At 49.7% G+C, this 17,603-nt stretch carries 13 protein-coding genes; 7 read left to right on the top strand and 6 right to left on the bottom strand.

Annotated elements, in window-relative coordinates:
• Positions 1-168: 168 nt before the first annotated feature.
• The 4 genes from GP475_RS04760 to GP475_RS04745 are packed head-to-tail and all read right to left on the bottom strand — an operon-like array spanning position 169 to position 7,984.
• Positions 169-2,805 carry an AAA family ATPase gene (locus GP475_RS04760; protein ID WP_187975487.1) on the bottom strand — a complete coding sequence of 879 codons (2,637 nt, stop codon included), beginning with the start codon at positions 2,803-2,805 and terminating at the stop codon, positions 169-171.
• Entirely contained in the window at positions 2,802-3,992 is a 1,191-nt protein-coding gene (locus GP475_RS04755; protein ID WP_224399967.1) for a metallophosphoesterase family protein, read from the bottom strand. The genes GP475_RS04760 and GP475_RS04755 overlap by 4 nt, the downstream gene beginning before the upstream one ends.
• Positions 3,993-4,049: 57 nt before the next feature.
• Positions 4,050-4,904, bottom strand: a complete 855-nt coding sequence (locus tag GP475_RS04750) for an SWIM zinc finger family protein (protein WP_187975486.1) — start codon at positions 4,902-4,904, stop codon at positions 4,050-4,052.
• The gene (locus tag GP475_RS04745) at positions 4,901-7,984 is read right to left on the bottom strand and encodes a DEAD/DEAH box helicase (RefSeq protein ID WP_187975485.1); all 3,084 of its coding nucleotides are present in this window, start codon (positions 7,982-7,984) and stop codon (positions 4,901-4,903) included. The genes GP475_RS04750 and GP475_RS04745 overlap by 4 nt, the downstream gene beginning before the upstream one ends.
• A 163-nt stretch (positions 7,985-8,147) precedes the next feature.
• Here GP475_RS04745 and putP point away from each other — a divergent pair, with 163 nt between their 5' ends.
• Genes putP through GP475_RS04730 form a run of 3 tightly spaced genes read left to right on the top strand, consistent with a single transcriptional unit; the run spans position 8,148 to position 10,959 of the window.
• Positions 8,148-9,677: a sodium/proline symporter PutP gene (gene putP, locus GP475_RS04740; protein ID WP_187975484.1), complete on the top strand. Its 1,530-nt coding sequence runs from the start codon at positions 8,148-8,150 to the stop codon at positions 9,675-9,677.
• A 45-nt stretch (positions 9,678-9,722) separates the two neighbouring features.
• A complete protein-coding gene (locus tag GP475_RS04735; protein WP_187975483.1) occupies positions 9,723-10,421 on the top strand; it encodes an HNH endonuclease family protein in 699 nt (232 codons plus the stop codon).
• Between the two features lie 52 nt (positions 10,422-10,473).
• Positions 10,474-10,959 carry a DUF2269 domain-containing protein gene (locus GP475_RS04730; RefSeq protein ID WP_187975482.1) on the top strand — a complete coding sequence of 162 codons (486 nt, stop codon included), beginning with the start codon at positions 10,474-10,476 and terminating at the stop codon, positions 10,957-10,959.
• A 70-nt stretch (positions 10,960-11,029) separates the two neighbouring features.
• Here GP475_RS04730 and GP475_RS04725 read toward each other — a convergent pair whose 3' ends face one another.
• Entirely contained in the window at positions 11,030-12,958 is a 1,929-nt protein-coding gene (locus GP475_RS04725) for a DEAD/DEAH box helicase (protein WP_187975481.1), read from the bottom strand.
• Positions 12,959-13,090: 132 nt separating this feature from the next.
• Here GP475_RS04725 and GP475_RS04720 point away from each other — a divergent pair, with 132 nt between their 5' ends.
• Both GP475_RS04720 and GP475_RS04715 read left to right on the top strand, forming a co-directional pair.
• Positions 13,091-14,488: an amino acid permease gene (locus GP475_RS04720; RefSeq protein ID WP_262485237.1), complete on the top strand. Its 1,398-nt coding sequence runs from the start codon at positions 13,091-13,093 to the stop codon at positions 14,486-14,488.
• Between the two features lie 67 nt (positions 14,489-14,555).
• A complete protein-coding gene (locus tag GP475_RS04715) occupies positions 14,556-15,092 on the top strand; it encodes a hypothetical protein (RefSeq protein WP_224399962.1) in 537 nt (178 codons plus the stop codon).
• 7 nt (positions 15,093-15,099) lie between these two features.
• Here the strand turns inward: GP475_RS04715 and GP475_RS04710 are convergent, their stop codons facing one another.
• On the bottom strand, positions 15,100-15,699 hold the full coding sequence (locus tag GP475_RS04710) for a hypothetical protein (protein WP_187975480.1): 600 nt from the start codon (positions 15,697-15,699) through the stop codon (positions 15,100-15,102).
• A 142-nt stretch (positions 15,700-15,841) separates the two neighbouring features.
• Here GP475_RS04710 and GP475_RS04705 point away from each other — a divergent pair, with 142 nt between their 5' ends.
• Both GP475_RS04705 and GP475_RS04700 read left to right on the top strand, forming a co-directional pair.
• Positions 15,842-16,657, top strand: coding sequence for a shikimate 5-dehydrogenase (locus GP475_RS04705; RefSeq protein WP_187975479.1), 816 nt, complete (start codon positions 15,842-15,844; stop codon positions 16,655-16,657).
• 48 nt (positions 16,658-16,705) lie between these two features.
• The gene (locus tag GP475_RS04700) at positions 16,706-17,545 is read left to right on the top strand and encodes a hypothetical protein (protein ID WP_187975478.1); all 840 of its coding nucleotides are present in this window, start codon (positions 16,706-16,708) and stop codon (positions 17,543-17,545) included.
• Positions 17,546-17,603 lie beyond the last annotated feature (58 nt).

Raw genomic sequence — 17,603 nt, 5'->3', positions numbered from 1 at the left:
CTCACCGCCTTATCGATTTTTCGACATCGTAAAACAGTGGCCAAACGTTACATCTAACCGCGTATATTTTTCACAGATCGGGAAGCACCTAACACGCGGAAGAACCAGAGCCATGTCCTTCACCATTTTGAGAAAGACATGCTCGCATACTCTCACTCTGGGCTAGATCTACTCCTTCAGTGAATCCATATCTATGACTGTCTTGTCTCGGATTGTTTCATAGCGGCGCGGGTAGCAGGTCAAGACGAAAACCTGACTGTTCTTTGCTGCGTCGCGAATAATGTGAGAGATCCGTCCGAGCCGAGTGGGATCACTATGCCCCAACACATCATCCAAAAATATCGGTGGCAGTTCTTCCCCACTATGCTGAATCAGCTCTGCAATTGTCAGCCGATGGATAAGCGCCATTTGTTCTTTAGCACCACCCGATAGCCATTTTTGCGCAACTGTTTTTCCATTCAACGTCCGACTGGCTATGTTGAGTTGTTCATCGAAGTCAAAAGATACTTTTGGCCCAAATATCCGTTGAGCCATGCGTCCCAGTGTTTGCCGAAATGGCTCACTGTGTCGCTCATGAAATTCTTGACGGTGTTTCTCAATAGTAGAGTGCAATAACGACGCCACTTCGGCACGACGTTGCAATTCTTCAAGGGCACCTTCAAACCGCTCATATTCGGCTTTTATGTGATCTCGTTCTTGTTCTACGCCTTGCCTCGCTTCAATAAAGGTTTTCAAACCTTCTAAGGCTTTTTCGGCCTCAATGATATTAGCCTGAGCTGACTCATACGCAGCCTCGGCATTGCAATAGTCATCTCGAAGAAGATCAGCGTTCAGAATCTGATAACTTTCTTCCTGTTTTCTTCGTTCCGCACCATATTGCTGATAATCATCCCTGGCTTTACCGAGTTCTTCCGCCAATAATTCTGAAGGTTGCTTTTCTTCTTCATGACGTAGATCATCGATTAATTCTTGCAACTCAGATTTTCGCGCCACCAATGTAGTTTCTAACCGAATCTTCTCGATTTTGGCGTCTTCGTATTCATCTGATTCTAAAAATTGACTAATCTGGTCATAATCAATTTCGCAATGACGTAGCGACTCTTTAAGTTCTTTGATCTTTTCCTGGGTTTCCATCAGCGTCCAGGCGCTATCTTTTACCTCCTCATCCCATACCAGACTCTTCTTTCGAAGAAGCTGATATTTATCTTCTACCTCAGCAATGGTTTCCTCACCTAGAATCGTGGCGAGTTTATGCTCTAGCGCCTCAATTTCATGGCACTGATGTTCACACTTCTGGGCTTTGTCTCGTACTTCGGCTGCATCAGCACAACGAACCTTCTCCAGCAGCGCCTTGAGTTTTTCTTCCGCTTCCACGACGCGACTACGAAGATCATCACCGTCATTATTCGACGCCTGATAGGTGGCGGTAATATCTCCGATTTTTAGTACCGTTCCCTGACGCAGTTCCACGTTATAGCGATCTTTCACTTCAACAGGTTGATCATCAACCTGAATAACAGTGGTCTTCTCAGTTTCTAAAACTAAATGCGCCCTGCTTTCTTCATATATTCTTCGTTGAATTGCTAGCTCCGTACTAGCCTCACTCACTGCTTTCTCGTGGTCCCATGACACTTCGGGATGTGGCATGCTTTCTCGAAGAGAAACTATGCGATCTCGAATATCTGCAATCTCACTCAGCCGGTTTTGTACTCGGTCTAATTCTTCCTTCTCGTGAAGGTATTCCTCTACCGCCTCCGCACGCCCTAATTTGGTCTTTAATTTCTGCAGGCGTTCCCCAACAACAGTCTTCTCATTTTCTTGTTTTTCGCGATTTTTCTTGAGCTCAGAAAAACGGCCGTCGTCTTTCTCTAATTTACTTTTTAGATCTTCGATCTCTCCTTCTTTAACGTCAATCCGGTTTTTCTTTTCCTGCCGTCTCTTGATCTCTAGCTCAAGAACACCCATCCGCTCAGCTGCGGATTTTTCGTTCTTCCGCGCCTCTTCACACAGCTTTCCCTGTTTCTCCGCCACCTCACACTGAGTCTTTAGACGCTCTCGTTGTTCAGCTAACTCAGGAACTCGACGACGCTCTTCAGCCAGGAAATTCTTCTTCTTTTCGAATTGCTCCACTCTATCCGCATAACTCTCAACTTTCTCAACACAGGATTGATACATTTTCCGGGCTTGTTCCACCCTCTCACGAGCCTGGCTGATGATGGGTTTCTCTTTCCCTGTTTTGAGCGAAAAATATCGCTCATATTCCTGGGCTACAGCCTTAGTAAACTCGGAATTATAGGCAACATCATGAGCACTATACTCATCCGAGTCACCACGTAACGCAGCTTCTAGATGATGAATACCGCGAGCGTGAATGTGGTGTTCTAATTCTCCTTGTGGAACAAAAAGGGCATCGCGTAATTGAGGATCCAGATGCTCATTAAGGATAGATTCGAGCTTTTGTTCAGCCTGCCTGCCGCTATAATTACCAACTTCATAACCACTGAGCGTTAATTCAGTTCCCGCGCTTTTCAGCCAGCGCTTCTTCAGCTGCATCCTCAAGGTGCCAAAAGAAGCATCCAATTCCACCTGAGAACCCACGTCTTCGCCAACTGGCTGAAGAGCTCGAATATCTTCGGCCTTACTGGTTGACTTAAATTCCAAAACTGCCCGGAGGCAATCAAGAACCGTCGATTTTCCTGCTTCGTTATCTCCGCTGAGGATAATCACCCCTCGGGAAGGAAGATCATTGAGTTCCACATGACGAACTCCTTTAACGTTTTCAATCTCAAGACGATGAATAATCATTTGGATGCACTCCCCACCCGTTGCGCTAGACGGAAAAATAAGTTGATGGCTTCTCGTGCGGTATGAGCGCGGTGATCTTCTCCTTGGCTGAGACTTTGTAGCTCGTTGAGAGCTGCGGCGTTGAACCCGGTGACCCCCAAATCAGCTAATTCATCCTCATTGGGTTCGAGATAGAGTTCCATTAATCGCTGTCGCTGGCGTAGGCAGACAAAGATTTCTTCTCGTTTCTGCAATTCTTGCTGGAGATAGGCAGTATCCGTCGCATTCAGTGTTCCTGAGAGACTGTATTTGATGACTGTTCTTTGCTTATCTGGATAACTGTCTAGTTGATGCAGAAAGGAATCTATGTTTTCCCGATTGTCTAATTCCCAATGCAAGGCCTCCCACACCCACCGTCCGGTATCTACCTGGTGAACCGAAACCGTAGCATCATCGGGGTGTTGCTTCTCTACTGTAACTACTAGCGCATGTCCGGAGTTCACTTCATTTCTTTCAACGCCCGTGGATTTATCACAAAAATCTGTAGTTTCCGGGGTTCCAGAAAACCATATCCTTTCCTTGGGCTCTAAGGACATCGTTGAGTGGGTATCTCCTAAGGCAACATAGTCAATAATTCCCTGGTCCAGGCATTCTTGGAGCCGGGATAAATCAATTACTGCACTTGGGGTGTCGTAAGAACGCTGGCTGACCTGACCGTGCGCTATCAAGATCCTTACCTTATGTGTGGGAGTGAGATTTTCCAATGCTTCTGAGGCCACATCTACATCCACGTATTTGCTAAGTAAGGGTGCCCCTACGAGTTCCACCCCGTCAGAGAATTCAATCGGTTTTGAATCACGAAATACCCGGATATTATCTAACTTATCTGCCTGGTCCATCAGACTTCCAGCGATTAATGGATCATGGTTTCCCGCTAATAAAAACACTGGGACCGGTAGTTGATTGAGAGCAGCTAGAGCTGCATGGGCAGTGTCTGGCGATAAAGAAGGATGCTCAAATGCATCCCCTGCTACGAGAATAAATTCGCAAGAATACTGATGAGCTATATCGCCAAGTTGAGAAATGACACCGATGCGGTCGTCACTAAACCTGGTTTGGCCGCTGTCCCCTAATTGCTTACTGACCATCCCTATCTGAAGATCGGAGGTATGCAGAAAGGTGACACCCGAGTTATTTTTTGTCATCATGCCCCTATTCTTATCAGGCCTCTTGGACATGACTGTGGTTCTTCCCGAACACAGAGACTAATCTGCAGGTAAATCAGGCTTTTCAGTAAGGTAATGATAAAGATCTTCGATGTCGCTGACTGCTCTTAACTGATCAATCGTGGTATATGACACCATGCGCATAGCCCGATGCAGTAAATCCATATCAGAATCATGGATTGCGGGGCGAGTTTTTGGTTCCGGCAAATCCGGCATTTCCCCGTTCCCCCAAAACCGCTCCCCGCTGTCTGCGCTCGCTTCTGTTGACCTATGTTCTGATTCTTCGCTCACCATCATGTGCAAGAAGGCCCGGTCCATGCCACGCAGCCGCAGTATTTCCGACGGGTCGGCTTCCAACCTTCGAATCAGAACTTCTACCAGTGCCACCACATGTTTGCAGACAGGCTGCGGATCCGGACAATCACAGATAAAACGGAGGTCGTCTGGCTGCTCAGCAAGAAGAATGCTGCGCATCTCTGGGCCTAACACAATTTTGTTGAGATCACGCAAGCCTTGGCAGTCCGCAGCTATTTTGTGCGCAACCTGCCGTAATTCCTCGCTAGTGCGATAAGGAACCAGCATGGTAGTAGAAAAAGGTTGAGGCTGTGAACCAACGACCTGGGCGTCGACTCGACCATGCGAAATCTCTAAGTTGACGACATGTCCGTGAAACGCGTAATCCCTTCCTCGATAGACCCTCCCGCTATCGGTGTGAGAAACGACGGCTGATCTTAGGAACTGGCTGACTCCTAAACCCGGAGGTTGTCGAGGATTATCGGGGGGTTGAAAATCACGTCGATTCTCTGACGGGGGTTCCTGATTTCTCTTTTTCCCAAAGTTGGCATAGATAACATTATCGACGTGAGGATAATTCCTCTTTCGGTGGTTGCTCATTTTCCACCATCCCGATCTCGGTAACTCATCAATTCGGCAAAATCTTCCGGCGAAAGCTCAGTTATCCATCCTTCACCTTCATTGACCACGGCCGTAGCTAGATGCAACTTACCCTCGAGAACCCGTTGGATTGATTCCTCCATGGTCCCAGCTGTAAGCATTTTATAAACACTGACATTCTTATCTTGGCCAATACGGTATGCCCGATCAGTAGCCTGGTTTTCTACCGCTGGGTTCCACCAGCGGTCCATATGAATGACGACGGAAGCCGCGGTCAAGTTCAACCCAGTGCCCCCTGCTTTCAAAGAGAGCAGCATCGCCGAGGGGCCATTCCTCGACTGAAAGTTATCCACCATCGCATCACGTTGGGCTTTGCTTACACCGCCGTGGAGAAAAGGAATATTCTCTCCTAAATGTCGAGATAAATAAGGCTGCAAAATATCTCCAAAAGCCCGATATTGGGTAAAGATTAATAGCTTTTCACCAGCAGCCACACTACTATCTACTAAACGAATTAATTCTTCGACTTTCCCAGATCGGTGTTTTCCACGGTAGAGAACAGGAGAACCGTCCCCCAAAAAATGTGCAGGATGGTTGCAGATCTGCTTAATCTTCGTAATGGTAGCTAGCACAATGCCACGCCGAGCCATCTTATCTTCAGCCCTCGTGGATTCTAATAACTTCTGAACATTATCAACTAACGCAGTATAAAGAGAGGCTTGCTCTTCACTAAGCGCTACAGTAACAATTTGTTCCTGTTTGTCTGGAAGATCATCAACTATCCCTGGATCTGTCTTTAGCCTCCGCAAAATAAACGGTGCCGTAAGATTTCTGAGTTTTTCAGTTAAGGCTGGGTCATTATCCCGCTCAATCGGTTTCGCGAAGTAATGGTGAAAAAATGATGCCGACCCTAATACACCTGGGTTACAGAAATCTAGAATGGACCTCATTTCAGCGAGCCTGTTTTCTACCGGGGTTCCGGTTAGTGCGATACGATGCCGAGCCGGTATTGCGCGGACAGCTTTCGCAGCTAAGGTTCGTGGGTTTTTAACTTGTTGTGCTTCATCTAGCACAACATGATCCCAGGTGATTTCACTCAATGGAGCAAAATCCCGACTTACCACGCCGTAACTGCTAATAACTAGATCTGACTGCTCAATTTTCGCAAGGAGCTCCTGATCATGGAGCCGGTTGGAACCATGGTGAACATAAACCTGCAATGAAGGGACAAATCGTGCTGCTTCCCGGCCCCAATTTCCCACCACCGAGGTGGGAGCAACCACCAGACTCGGGCCGGTTTTCTCCTCTGTCTTCTGCTCTACCGCCAATAGGCTGAGGAATTGAAGGGTTTTCCCCAATCCCATATCATCGGCCAAAATTGCCCCAACCTGATTACGGGACATCCAATATAGCCAGTCCACCCCTCGACGCTGGTATTCACGCAATTCAGCATGAATCGTGACTGGTAACTCCATTCTTTCTGGAGCAACCTGCTCAGTGCCGCCCAACAAAGAACTGTGCCATTGAGATCCGGTAAATTCCACCGGCTCTGAACTACTAGCTTCCAACGCTAGTTTTCGTAATTCTTCAACACTAACTGTGTCCGCCTCTCCGTCCTCAAGTTGTTGTTGAAGAACCTCAATGTCACTAGCTATTCGTTCTCGCTCATCGACGTTATGATCTGGAACAAGCTGTAATTCCATACGGAGTTTTTCTATCTCCGCAACTAATCTCTTTTTTGCTGCCTGATCAAGCTCCTGAACATACTCAGAAACCTTCGTTAAAGAGTTTCTGTCGGCCAAAACCCATTTGCCACGTAAATTGATCAATCCTGATTTAGAATCGACCAACGTTTTCATTTCCTCATCGCTTAGCACAGTGCCGCCTAATGAGATCCGCCAGTCATACTGCACTAGCTCTTTGAGCCCTAAACCCTGATTCTTTTTGACAAAGTCCCCTGAGGGTTCTTTGGTTCGTAACGTAGCATGAGCCTTGGCTGTTGACCAGGACTTTGGGAGCAACACCTGGAAACCATTTGCTTGGAGAGCTTCAGCATCATGAAGAATAAAATGCACTAAATCCTCGGATGATAATGCGACGTCCCAATCACCATGTTCAGGGTTCATCGGATCATAAAAACCGTTGTGTTCAGGATCAAGTCGAGGGGAAACTTGGACAAGGGTTCGGTGTAAACTTTGGAGTCGCTCTTTAGTGGCTCGATCTAACTTCTCAAAATTCACCGCCCGAGGTGCATCGGTTCCGGATCGAACCTTGACGCGAATAACCCACGGTTGAGATTGCTCTTCGCTAAAACCTTCTGTTTCAGGTTCTTCCACTATCACCATTAATTGCAAATCCACTAAGGTGATGGAAGTTCGCCATTCATTAATAGCATTGAGGACTTGGGCCCCTCCGCGTCTTAATGGTTCCGATTTGACCAACGCACGGGGAAAATCATGCCATTTATAGTCAGCTTTAACCCCTGGAGTATTGAGAACGTTGTCAAGAATATCTGCAGCAATCCAGTGCGGAAGGGTAGAGACAAGGTCGTCGGATAATAAGGAGTTATTAGCCTTAAGGATTCCAGGCGCACAGGAAGTCATCGCCGCTATCCACCCTCGTTCGTCAAGACCAGAGGATAATTGCCACTGCGGCCACCATTGCCGATCTTCGTACCGCAAGCCAAAAACAACACGACCAGCTCGAACGAACTTTTCTAAGCCCCGATAAAACCTGATGAGCCAGCGCATGTCTGGGGCAATGCTTTCTTGTTGAGGAAGCGTGGCTGCTGGAGAAGCATCATCAAGAAAACTCAATTGGCTCAAGAGCTCCACTGCCGCCGGCCCCCCATAGGCTGCGGTGGGAATAATCAACTCCACATTTTTACCCTTCGGGGTTTTCAATGTGGCGCGAAGGCGATGACGAAAACGTCGGTCCTCTAAAATCCCGGTGACTACGGGTGGAAAAACTCTCTGAGGCACGGCAGAAGGCAGAACAATTTTGTGTCCTTGCTTCTTTTCGATCCACACATGAAGTCCGGACCCGCGGATCCATAACCCATGCAGGAGGTAATCGGCCATAGGATCAGTTCTACCAGGACGCCGATCTGATGTTTCTTTCACCTATTCCAACCCTACCCATGCGTTTATCTCCCAAATTTATAATGCTACGCTCACTCGAATATAACGAGCTGCTTGTTTTCTTTATCGTGCGACCACGGGCAGCCTGTGGAAGGGAGAAAATATGACCCAACAGAATTGGTTTGTCATAGCCATTGTCTTGTATATGGCTTTAATGCTGGCCATTGGTTATTGGAGTTACCGGCAAACAGATAAATATGATGATTATGTCCTTGGCGGACGCGGTCTTCCCCCCTTTGCGGCGGCCCTATCCGCTGGCGCCTCAGATATGTCTGGGTGGCTCCTCATGGGACTACCCGGTGCACTTTTCGTTTCTGGGCTCTCTGAATTGTGGATCGCCATCGGACTTCTTATCGGTTCTTGGTGCGCATGGAAATGGGTGGCACCTCGCCTCCGTGCCTATTCTGAAGTATCTAGCAACTCCATTACTCTCCCAAGCTTCTTCGAAAACCGCCTTAAAGATTCCTCTCGCTCGCTAAGAATCTGCGCCGCTTTCATCATCATTCTTTTCTTCACGTTCTACGTATCTTCCGGAATGGTGTCTGGCGGACGCTACTTTGAGGCGACGTTCGGCGGAGACTACCTCACCGGAATGCTTATAGTCGCTGCCGTCACCGTCGGTTATACCTTCGTCGGTGGATTCCTCGCAGTCTCCTATACCGACATGGTTCAAGGTCTAATCATGTTCGCCTCACTCATCATCGTCCCGGTCATGGCACTTTTCGCCCTCGACCATCCAAGCGATATTTTTTCCTGGGCTACCCACCACGATTACGGCCCCTACACCGATGGAACCGGAAATCCCTCCTACTTCAATATGATTGCCGGAGTTTCTGCCCTCACCATCATCGGTAACCTTTCCTGGGGACTCGGTTATTTAGGACAGCCCCACGTCGTTGTGCGTTACATGGCGTTAAGAACTCCCCAAGAGGCAAAAGCAGGCCGCCGCTACGGAATTGGCTGGATGGGGCTTTCCATGTTCGGCGCGGTTTTCGTGGCGCTAACCGCGACGGTGTTTTTCTCCCAACACCCCAACTACACCATCACTGACCAAAAAGCATATGAAACTATTTTCCTAGATATGGGGCGGCTTCTATTTCATCCCCTCATCGCTGGTTTAGTGCTCACCGCGGTTCTAGCAGCCATCATGTCAACGATGTCATCTCAACTTCTTGTTGTTTCTTCTTCTCTGATCGAAGATCTATTCCGGATTTTCCAAAAGAAACTACCCGCAGAGCATGTGATGATTAATCTTTCTCGCACCGCCGTGGTACTAGTAGCTGTCATCGCCGGATTAATGGCGGTTCATCCACAAGACTCAATCCTTGGACTAGTAAGTTTTGCCTGGGCTGGTTTTGGATGCGCTTTTGGCCCGCTCATGCTGGCTAGTTTGTATTGGCGTCGTTTAAGCACCGCTGGAGCAATCTCTAGCATGATCACCGGAACTGTCGTGGTATTGGTGTGGGGAATGACCGGCCTATCCGATGTCATCTATGAAATGGTTCCCGGTTTTATTGCAGCAAGCATCGTTTTAGTGGTTGTTTCCCTCATGACTTATCGAGAAAATCAGGAAGTAACCTCGGAGTTTCGCCAAGCAGAAGCTCTAGCCACTCAGCAGTCCTCGCAGATATAGAGTCAACCGGGAACCTATCTCCCCTTCGGCGCAGTCTACGAAGATATGCGCCGCTTCTTTTTTTACGTACTACTCAGCTCAACAGTCATCCTCAGTGGGATAACTACTCTTCCTTTTCTCCAAGCTCCATCTCATAATCTCTTAGCTAGTCCTCCACTCACTGAAACTCTTCCGCTTATCACTATCCTTCCTGAACGCCCCACAAATCCTGGCTACCAGCGCAGCGCCTTCGGCGAAGGGTGGAGCCATCACCTTCTTCCCGGTAACGGAGCGGCATGTAGTACCCGACAATTGATTCTGCTCGACGCCCAGCGGGAGGTCTCTTCTTCTGTCCCCGACCAGGATTGCACAGTGACTGAAGGGGAAATTCTTGATCCCTATTCCGGTGAGATATTAAGGATCGGTCATGGGGAGGAAGATACGGTGAATGTTCGTCAGATCGAGATTGACCATATTTTCCCTCTTGCTGCAGCGTGGGACCTGGGGGCAGCAGATTGGAGCAAGGAAAAAAGAATTGACTTTGCTAATGACCCTGTCAATTTGGTTCCTACTTTTGCCGCTTGGAATCGAGAAAAGTCTGATCTTCTTCCCGCGCACTGGTTACCGCCAGATAAGACAATTCGATGCGATTATTCTCGCCGAGTTGCTTTTATAGCATTTACCTGGGGATTATCCCTAAGCAATGACGACGCCAACACCATGAAAAGGCAATGCATAGTTTCTGATTTTCTTCATTACTCCTAAAATCAAGAAACAGACTACCCATCTCCTATTTTTTGAAAGGGACCATTTCTTCATGCACACCCTGCTTTTAGCACTGCATGTCATTGGAGCAATACTGCTCCTTGGGCCGGTGACCGTTGCTGTGTCCTCCTTCCATGTGCAGGCTTATCAAGCCAGTAAAGGCAAGGAATCAGCTCGGGGAACTGCTCAGTTACTCCACGCAATTACCAAAACCTACGGCGTCATTTCGGTTCTTGTTCCAGCCATTGGTTTCGCACTCATGTTTACGAAATCTGGAGTCTATTGGTCCCAAGGTCGGTTCCACGTATCGATCCTGCTCTCTGTGATTGCCTGGGCGCTGCTGATAATTTTCATCATTCCACGTCAAAAGCGCATGCTAGGTGCCTTAAACCTCCTCGAGGACGGGGAACAACAAGAAGCGGAAGCCGAAGGCGAAGCAAGAATCGCCAATTGGGACTCGGCTAAAAAGCAACTATCTATGTTTGGCGGTATTTTCAGTTTGCTCTGGATCATCGTCGCCATCTTGATGATTGTCTAAGTTCCGACGCACAAAGGGTGGTGTCTCGTTTTTTTTCGCTACGAGACACCACCCTTTTCTTCATGATCGGCTAGCTGCGCCACTGACGGCGTCGATCTCCGCGGTCTCCTCTACGTTGTCCTTGTCGAGAAGAATCTCGTCGTCCTCCTCGACGATCTACGTTGCGTCGAGGGGGTCGTCCATGATCACGCTCGATCTTGATGAGCTGCCCAGAAATCCTGGTTTCTCGGAGCCGATCAAAGAAATCCTTCGGGAGTTTCTTAGGCAATTCCACCAGACTGTGTTCTGCGCCTATGGTGATCCGGCCGAAGTCTTTGGAGTTGAGCCCACCTTCATTAGCCAAGGCCCCCACAATTGCTCCCGGCCTGACTCGATGGCATCGCCCCACATCTAAACGATAAAGATCGTAGTTTTGGTGGCGCTCACCTCGATCACGACTTCCTTCACGACGGAAATCTCGCCCTCTATCCCGGTTACGCCCTCGATCACGCTGCTTTTCCGGCGGAGGTTCTTTCATTAAGAACTCGTCTCCAGCCTGAGTTTGGGTTGCCAAAGCAGCAGCAACATCCTCCAAGGGGACATCATGTTCTTCGGCATAGTGCTTAATTAACCCACGAAACAGATCCAACTGCGCATCTTCTAAAGATTCCGTGATGGAATCAGCGAATTTCGCCTTCCGAGTAGCGTTGACCTCGTCAACCGTCGGCAAATCCATCTCCACCAGCTCAGCATTAGTGGCACGCTCAATAGAGCGCAACATACGGCGTTCTCGCGGCGTCACAAAAAGTATTGCTTCCCCGCTGCGCCCGGCTCGCCCAGTTCGCCCAATTCGGTGCACATAACTTTCGGTGTCGTGTGGAATGTCGTAGTTCAACACGTGGCTGATTCGGTCCACATCCAAGCCTCGGGCTGCGACATCGGTAGCGACCAGAATGTCCAGACGACCATCTTTGAGCTGATCAACTGTTCGTTCCCGCTGGACTTGCGGAATATCTCCGTTAATCGCAGCCGCATTAAAGCCGCGTGCGCGCAGCTTCTCGGCTAATTCTTCAGTCTCGAATTTGGTGCGAACAAAGACAATCATCGCTTCAAACTCAGTTACCTCAAGGATACGAGTCAAAGCATCTAGCTTGTTGCGATGCGCCGTATGCAGATACCGCTGAGTGATATTGGTGTTGGTTCGGGTTTCAGAACGCACCGAAATCTCTTCCGGATCCTGCAAATACTGCTGCGAGATTCGGCGAATACTATTCGGCATAGTGGCAGAGAACAACGCGACCTGTTTGTCCTCTGGGGTGTCAGCGAGGATCCGTTCGACGTCCTCCTGGAACCCCATTTGCAACATTTCATCCGCTTCATCCAGTACCAGGAATTTCAAGGATGAAATATCCAGGGATCCCTTTTCTAAGTGATCAATGACGCGGCCGGGGGTACCAACAATAATTTGTGCTCCACGACGAAGACCAGAAAGTTGAATCCCATAGGCCTGTCCTCCGTAAATCGGAAGCACATGAATCCGACCCAAGTGATCTGCAAAAGACTGGAAAGAGTCAGCCACCTGCAGGGCAAGCTCACGCGTTGGAGCTAGAACCAAGGCTTGGGGACTACGTTCATCCTTATCAATACGCGCCAAAATAGGCAGGGCAAAGGCCGCGGTCTTTCCAGTACCTGTTTGGGCTAATCCCACCACGTCGATTCCGCGCATCAGTAGTGGAATAGTTTCGCTTTGGATCGGAGAGGGTGTTTCAAAACCGACACGGCGGACCGCAGTCAGCACATCCTCAGGTAAACCTAAACCGGCAAAGCCATCCTCAGTGTCGGGAGTGTCAGCCAATTCAGAGGTTTCAGGGTTATCAGTTACGGGGAATTCGGTCCCAGAATCTTTCGCATCCCCGGTGACCTGCCGGTGGGCATCACCCTGCGAGTTGTCCTGAGAGTCCGACGAAAATTCAGTATCCGGCTCATCCATGCCGCCGGTGGCGTTATCGGTTATGCTCATTGCCCGCTCAGATTACGCTACCCACGGCAAAAACTCCATTTAGCCGGTACGCTTCATTATTTGCGGTAAGTCAGCGAGTAATCTTAAAAACTGCAAAATTAGACTTATGCCGCGGTCGAGAGGAATATCTCCGTGAACGTTTCCCCCTCAAGTTCGCCCTCCCCCACCCTGCCACAGCCCAAACTTCATGGCCTAAAAGCCAGGCATATTCATTTTATTGCCCTGGGATCAGCCATCGGCACCGGTTTATTCTATGGTTCTGCCGGGGCTATCCAAGCCGCTGGCCCGGCGGTACTCTTGGTCTACCTCTTAGGCGGAGCTGTGGTGTATTTCATGCTCCGTGCCTTAGGAGAAATGGCAGTAAGCCATCCAGTCAGTGGTTCTTTCGCGGAATATACCAGGGCACATTTAGGTGATTGGGCCGGCTACATCACCGGCTGGATGTATGCCTTTGAGATGATCATTGTCTGCCTTGCGGATCTTACCGCCATCGCCATTTACCTGCGGCTCTGGTTTCCCACCACTCCACAATGGGTCTGGGTAGCAGTGACTCTTCTCGTGGTTGGCGCGGCGAATTTGACCAGTGTTCGCTGGTTCGGTGAACTAGAATTTGCTTTCACAATTGTCAAGGTCCTGGCGGTCATTGCCATGATTATTGCGGGTGCCGCCATCCTGATTTTCGGTCTTGATACCGCTACTCCTCATTCCACCGGTTTCTCAAATCTATGGGATGACGGCGGCTTTGCCCCCCACGGCATTCCTGGCATCATCGCTGCTTTTATCTTGGTGCTCTTTGCTTTCGGCGGAACTGAAATCATCGGCGTCGCAGGATCTGAGGCTGAGCACCCCGAACGCGATATTCCTAAAGCCGTTAACACAGTGCCCTTTCGAATCCTTCTCTTCTACGTGGGTGCAATCCTCGTGATCCTAGCCCTTAATCCTTGGCGCACGATCACCGGCGAAGAGTCCCCCTTCGTTCAAATCTTCTCGGCTTTAGGTGTCAACTGGGCGGCCGCACTGCTTAACGTCGTTGTCATTACCGCCGCCCTGTCGGCAATTAATTCCGATCTCTTTGGCGCTGGTCGGGTCATCACCGGTATGGCGAGAAAAGGATTAGCTCCCCAGAAAATGGCTACCACCTCTAGTCAGGGCGTGCCTGTTTTTACGACCGCTGCCCTTATCGTGGTGCTCATTGTCGGGGTTGTCATCAACGCCGTCCTGCCGGAAAAGATTTTCAATATCATTGCTGCTCTTGCTACATTTGCCACCATTTTCGTCTGGTTGATGATTCTGCTGTCGCAAGTAGGTTTTCGACGCAAGCTGGCGTCGGACGAAGCTCGCCGTCTCCAATTCCCAGTTCCGCTGTGGCCGTTCGGCCAATACTTCGCTATCGCTTTTATTGTCTTTACCTTCGGCATCATGGCGTGGCTTCCGGAATATCATTCTGCGCTCGCAGTGGGAGTGGCATTCACGCTAATTATGACGGGGGTTTATTTCTTCCGGCACCGTTCCATACCCAGCCAAAAATAGAAAATTTGTTCGAAAAGTGGCGGACTTTTCCGAACATATGTCCGGGTGGCTGAGTAGTGTTCCAGCCATGAAAACTATTTCTTCACTCTCCCGTTCTCATCGTCGTCAGAAACTTCACCGAGAGGAGAAAAATATCTGTCGGGCTAGCACTCCGCTTCAGTTAGCTGGGCAATTGTCGGATCTTGCTCCATTAGTCATCCAAAAATTCACGTCCATCCTTCGGCATCCTCGTTCCCTTGCTCGCCCCACCGCCCTATGGCGTCCGCCTATCCTGCAACTCGCCGCCCGTGGCTATCCAGACCTCCAGGCGACTGTCACTCGGTATCGGGTGGGCCCTAAAACTCGGGCACGAGTCCGCGGATTTGGGGAAGCAAGGGTGCCCGCGTACCTCGTGGTTCTCAGGTTGAGTAGACCCGACGCTCAAGCAGTTTCTCACCCCTTGGCCAAGGGGTGGATCCGAGCCCTGGTGGGCGCGGGACGAGCCGAAGCTGTCCATGAACTATCAGACAGCCATACCCCCATGTATTGCTGGCTCATAGACGCCAACTTCGAACCAGTTCACTCTCCCGCCTCGCTATTTTCCCATTTTCTTGAGGCAGCCTAGACCAAATTCAGTCCAGTGGAATTAACTGCTCTTCCCACTCATCGGCTCGTTCTGCCGCCAATGCAAGAACATCAAATAGCCGGTCAACGTCACTGAAGGAACCAAGACTCAAAATCTCTTCATACTCAGCGTCATCTCCCTCTGCTTCCGGATCACCGAAAGAGACCATGCTCACGGTGGCAGTGGGTATTCCTTCTACCGTTTCAACCAACACCTGGAGTTCAGAATTTTCAGCGACCTCCGCAACTACCAGGTTCGGAATCAATCCATCATGAAGAAACTCTAAATCTTCAATTCGTTCATCGGTGCCTTCGAGAAGATCACGCAAAATGGTGACTACTTGATCGGTGGCAACATGAGTACTGATCTCTCGAATAGCATCATCAACGCTAAACACCACTGCCACCAGGGAACCATCATCCCCTTCTTCATCTTCATCACTTTCCGCAGCTGTAATGTAGAGGTTCGCTGCTGGCAGTATCGGATCAATCTCTACCAGGTGGATCTCAATCTCCGATGAGATGGGAATGAGCATAGTGTCACCGTGGACACGAGATTCCAGACCTTCTTGATCTAAAACCACCGCGATATCTTCGAAAAAACTCATACCTAGGGGGACCTTTCTTAGAGCACTTTCGGAAAACAATCCACCATTGCGGAGTGATTGCCCCTAGATTAGCTGTCTTCGCTAAAGATTGCTCTTAGAGCGGACTTAAGCCTTGGGCCTCTGATGCTCTACGGTGGACAGTATGACTCAGCACATTGACCGAGATACCAAATTGTGCATTTCTCTTGCCGCCCGTCCCTCGAACCACGGGGTACGTTTCCATAACTGGTTATATCGGGAGTTAGGTCTCAATTACCTCTATAAGGCCTTCGCGCCAGAGGATATTACTGCTGCGGTTGCTGGTATCCGGGGGCTTGGTATTCGGGGAGCCGGAGTTTCCATGCCATATAAGCAAGAAGTCATTCCGTTACTCGATGATCTCGACGACTCTGCTGCACGCATTAATGCGGTCAACACTATCGTCAACGACGACGGATTCCTCCGCGGGTACAACACCGACTTTATCGCCGTACGCCAACTCCTCCTCGAACACCAGGTAGATCCAGGCCTCACTACGGCAGTTCGCGGATCAGGCGGAATGGCCCACGCTGTCGTCGCCGCTCTTGCCCAACACGGAATGCAAGGCACCATCGTTGCCCGTAATCACAATACGGGCTCGTGTCTTGCTCACAAGTACGGCTGGGATTACTCCACCGTCGTGCCCGAGGCCACGGAGTTACTGGTCAATGTCACACCCTTGGGGATGCGCGGCGAAGAAAGTGATCTTCACTCTTTTTCAGAAGAGGACATCAACCGAGCCACCATAGTTTTTGACGTGGTGGCAGACCCGGTCCACACTCCCCTCATCCACACCGCCCTAGCTTTAAATAAGCACGTTATTACTGGTGGCGAAGTTATTTCTCGTCAGGCAGCTGAACAATTCCGGCTTTATACCGGGGTAGAGCTTTCTCCTGAACACATCCAGGCTGCCGAGGAATTCGCATCTACTGGCCTCTAGACTCTACTATTCTTATAAATATTCAATTATCTACCGGAAGGATATTCAGTGGGGTTATTAAGCCTGCTCCGCGGCAAGAAATCGCGTCAATCTGGAGAGCCCGTACCCGAGTCAGTTACTGATGGGCAGGGTTCTGACCCAGCAGCTCTAGAAAAAAACGCGAGTCCGGCTGGGAAAATCTTAATCAAGGCGCTGGATCGAGCAGCCGATATTCAATCCAGTTCGATCAATCGCTATGTAGATTTTCTGCGGTCTCGCCATCCCGAAGCCACCCCCTCTGACCTTCAGAAAATGCTGGATAAGCATTTCCTGACTCTCGTCACTGGTTCTGGCGGAACGGCCGGAGCCGCAGCCGCGCTGCCGGGGATTGGTTTTATCACCGGCGCTATCGCCATTAGTGCGGAATCCATGTTATTTCTCGATGCCGCAGCCTTCTACGTCATGGCTTCAGCGAAAATCCGCGGCGTTGATATCCACAATGCAGAAAAACGGCGCGGACTTATTCTTCTTGCGCTTTTAGGTTCTCAAGGAACCGCGATTGTTGATACGGTCATCGGGGATACTGCTGGCTTCGCCGGTTTGCCTTCTGCTGCCTCGCTCGCCCGGCTTTCAGCACCGAAGGTGCAAACGGTTAATAACCGTCTGCTGCGCGTCGCACTAAAACAGGTTCGTAAACGATTGAGCGCGGCGTGGATCGCAAAGGTCATGCCGCTGGGAATTGGTGCAGTTATTGGCCTCATTACCAACCGCCGTTTAGCTAAGAAATTCATTGAAAATTCCCGTGAGTCTCTCGGGGTGCTGCCTGCCCAATTTGAGCAACCAGCGCCATCAAAAGAGGAGGTAACTGAGCCGGAATTAGAGTCCGTGGAAAAAGCGATCTCGGACTAAAAGTGGAAATCTTACACACACGGGGGTGAATAGTGACCCTCGACGTGTCGCTCACATA

It is taken from the genome of Corynebacterium poyangense (assembly GCF_014522205.1).
Classification (GTDB): Bacteria; Actinomycetota; Actinomycetes; order Mycobacteriales; family Mycobacteriaceae; genus Corynebacterium; species Corynebacterium poyangense.
This window is presented reverse-complemented; position numbering and strand designations above follow the sequence as displayed.

Bases quoted from the DNA above. Each gene is read 5' to 3' on its own strand.
- putP (WP_187975484.1), top strand. From the start codon at position 8,148: ATGACCCAACAGAATTGGTTTGTCATAGCCATTGTCTTGTATATGGCT.
- GP475_RS04755 (WP_224399967.1), bottom strand. From the start codon at position 3,992: ATGATGACAAAAAATAACTCGGGTGTCACCTTTCTGCATACCTCCGAT.
- GP475_RS04745 (WP_187975485.1), bottom strand. From the start codon at position 7,984: ATGGCCGATTACCTCCTGCATGGGTTATGGATCCGCGGGTCCGGACTT.
- GP475_RS04715 (WP_224399962.1), top strand. From the start codon at position 14,556: ATGAAAACTATTTCTTCACTCTCCCGTTCTCATCGTCGTCAGAAACTT.
- GP475_RS04735 (WP_187975483.1), top strand. From the start codon at position 9,723: ATGCGCCGCTTCTTTTTTTACGTACTACTCAGCTCAACAGTCATCCTC.
- GP475_RS04705 (WP_187975479.1), top strand. From the start codon at position 15,842: ATGACTCAGCACATTGACCGAGATACCAAATTGTGCATTTCTCTTGCC.
- GP475_RS04750 (WP_187975486.1), bottom strand. From the start codon at position 4,904: ATGAGCAACCACCGAAAGAGGAATTATCCTCACGTCGATAATGTTATC.
- GP475_RS04725 (WP_187975481.1), bottom strand. From the start codon at position 12,958: ATGAGCATAACCGATAACGCCACCGGCGGCATGGATGAGCCGGATACT.
- GP475_RS04710 (WP_187975480.1), bottom strand. From the start codon at position 15,699: ATGAGTTTTTTCGAAGATATCGCGGTGGTTTTAGATCAAGAAGGTCTG.
- GP475_RS04760 (WP_187975487.1), bottom strand. From the start codon at position 2,805: ATGATTATTCATCGTCTTGAGATTGAAAACGTTAAAGGAGTTCGTCAT.
- GP475_RS04730 (WP_187975482.1), top strand. From the start codon at position 10,474: ATGCACACCCTGCTTTTAGCACTGCATGTCATTGGAGCAATACTGCTC.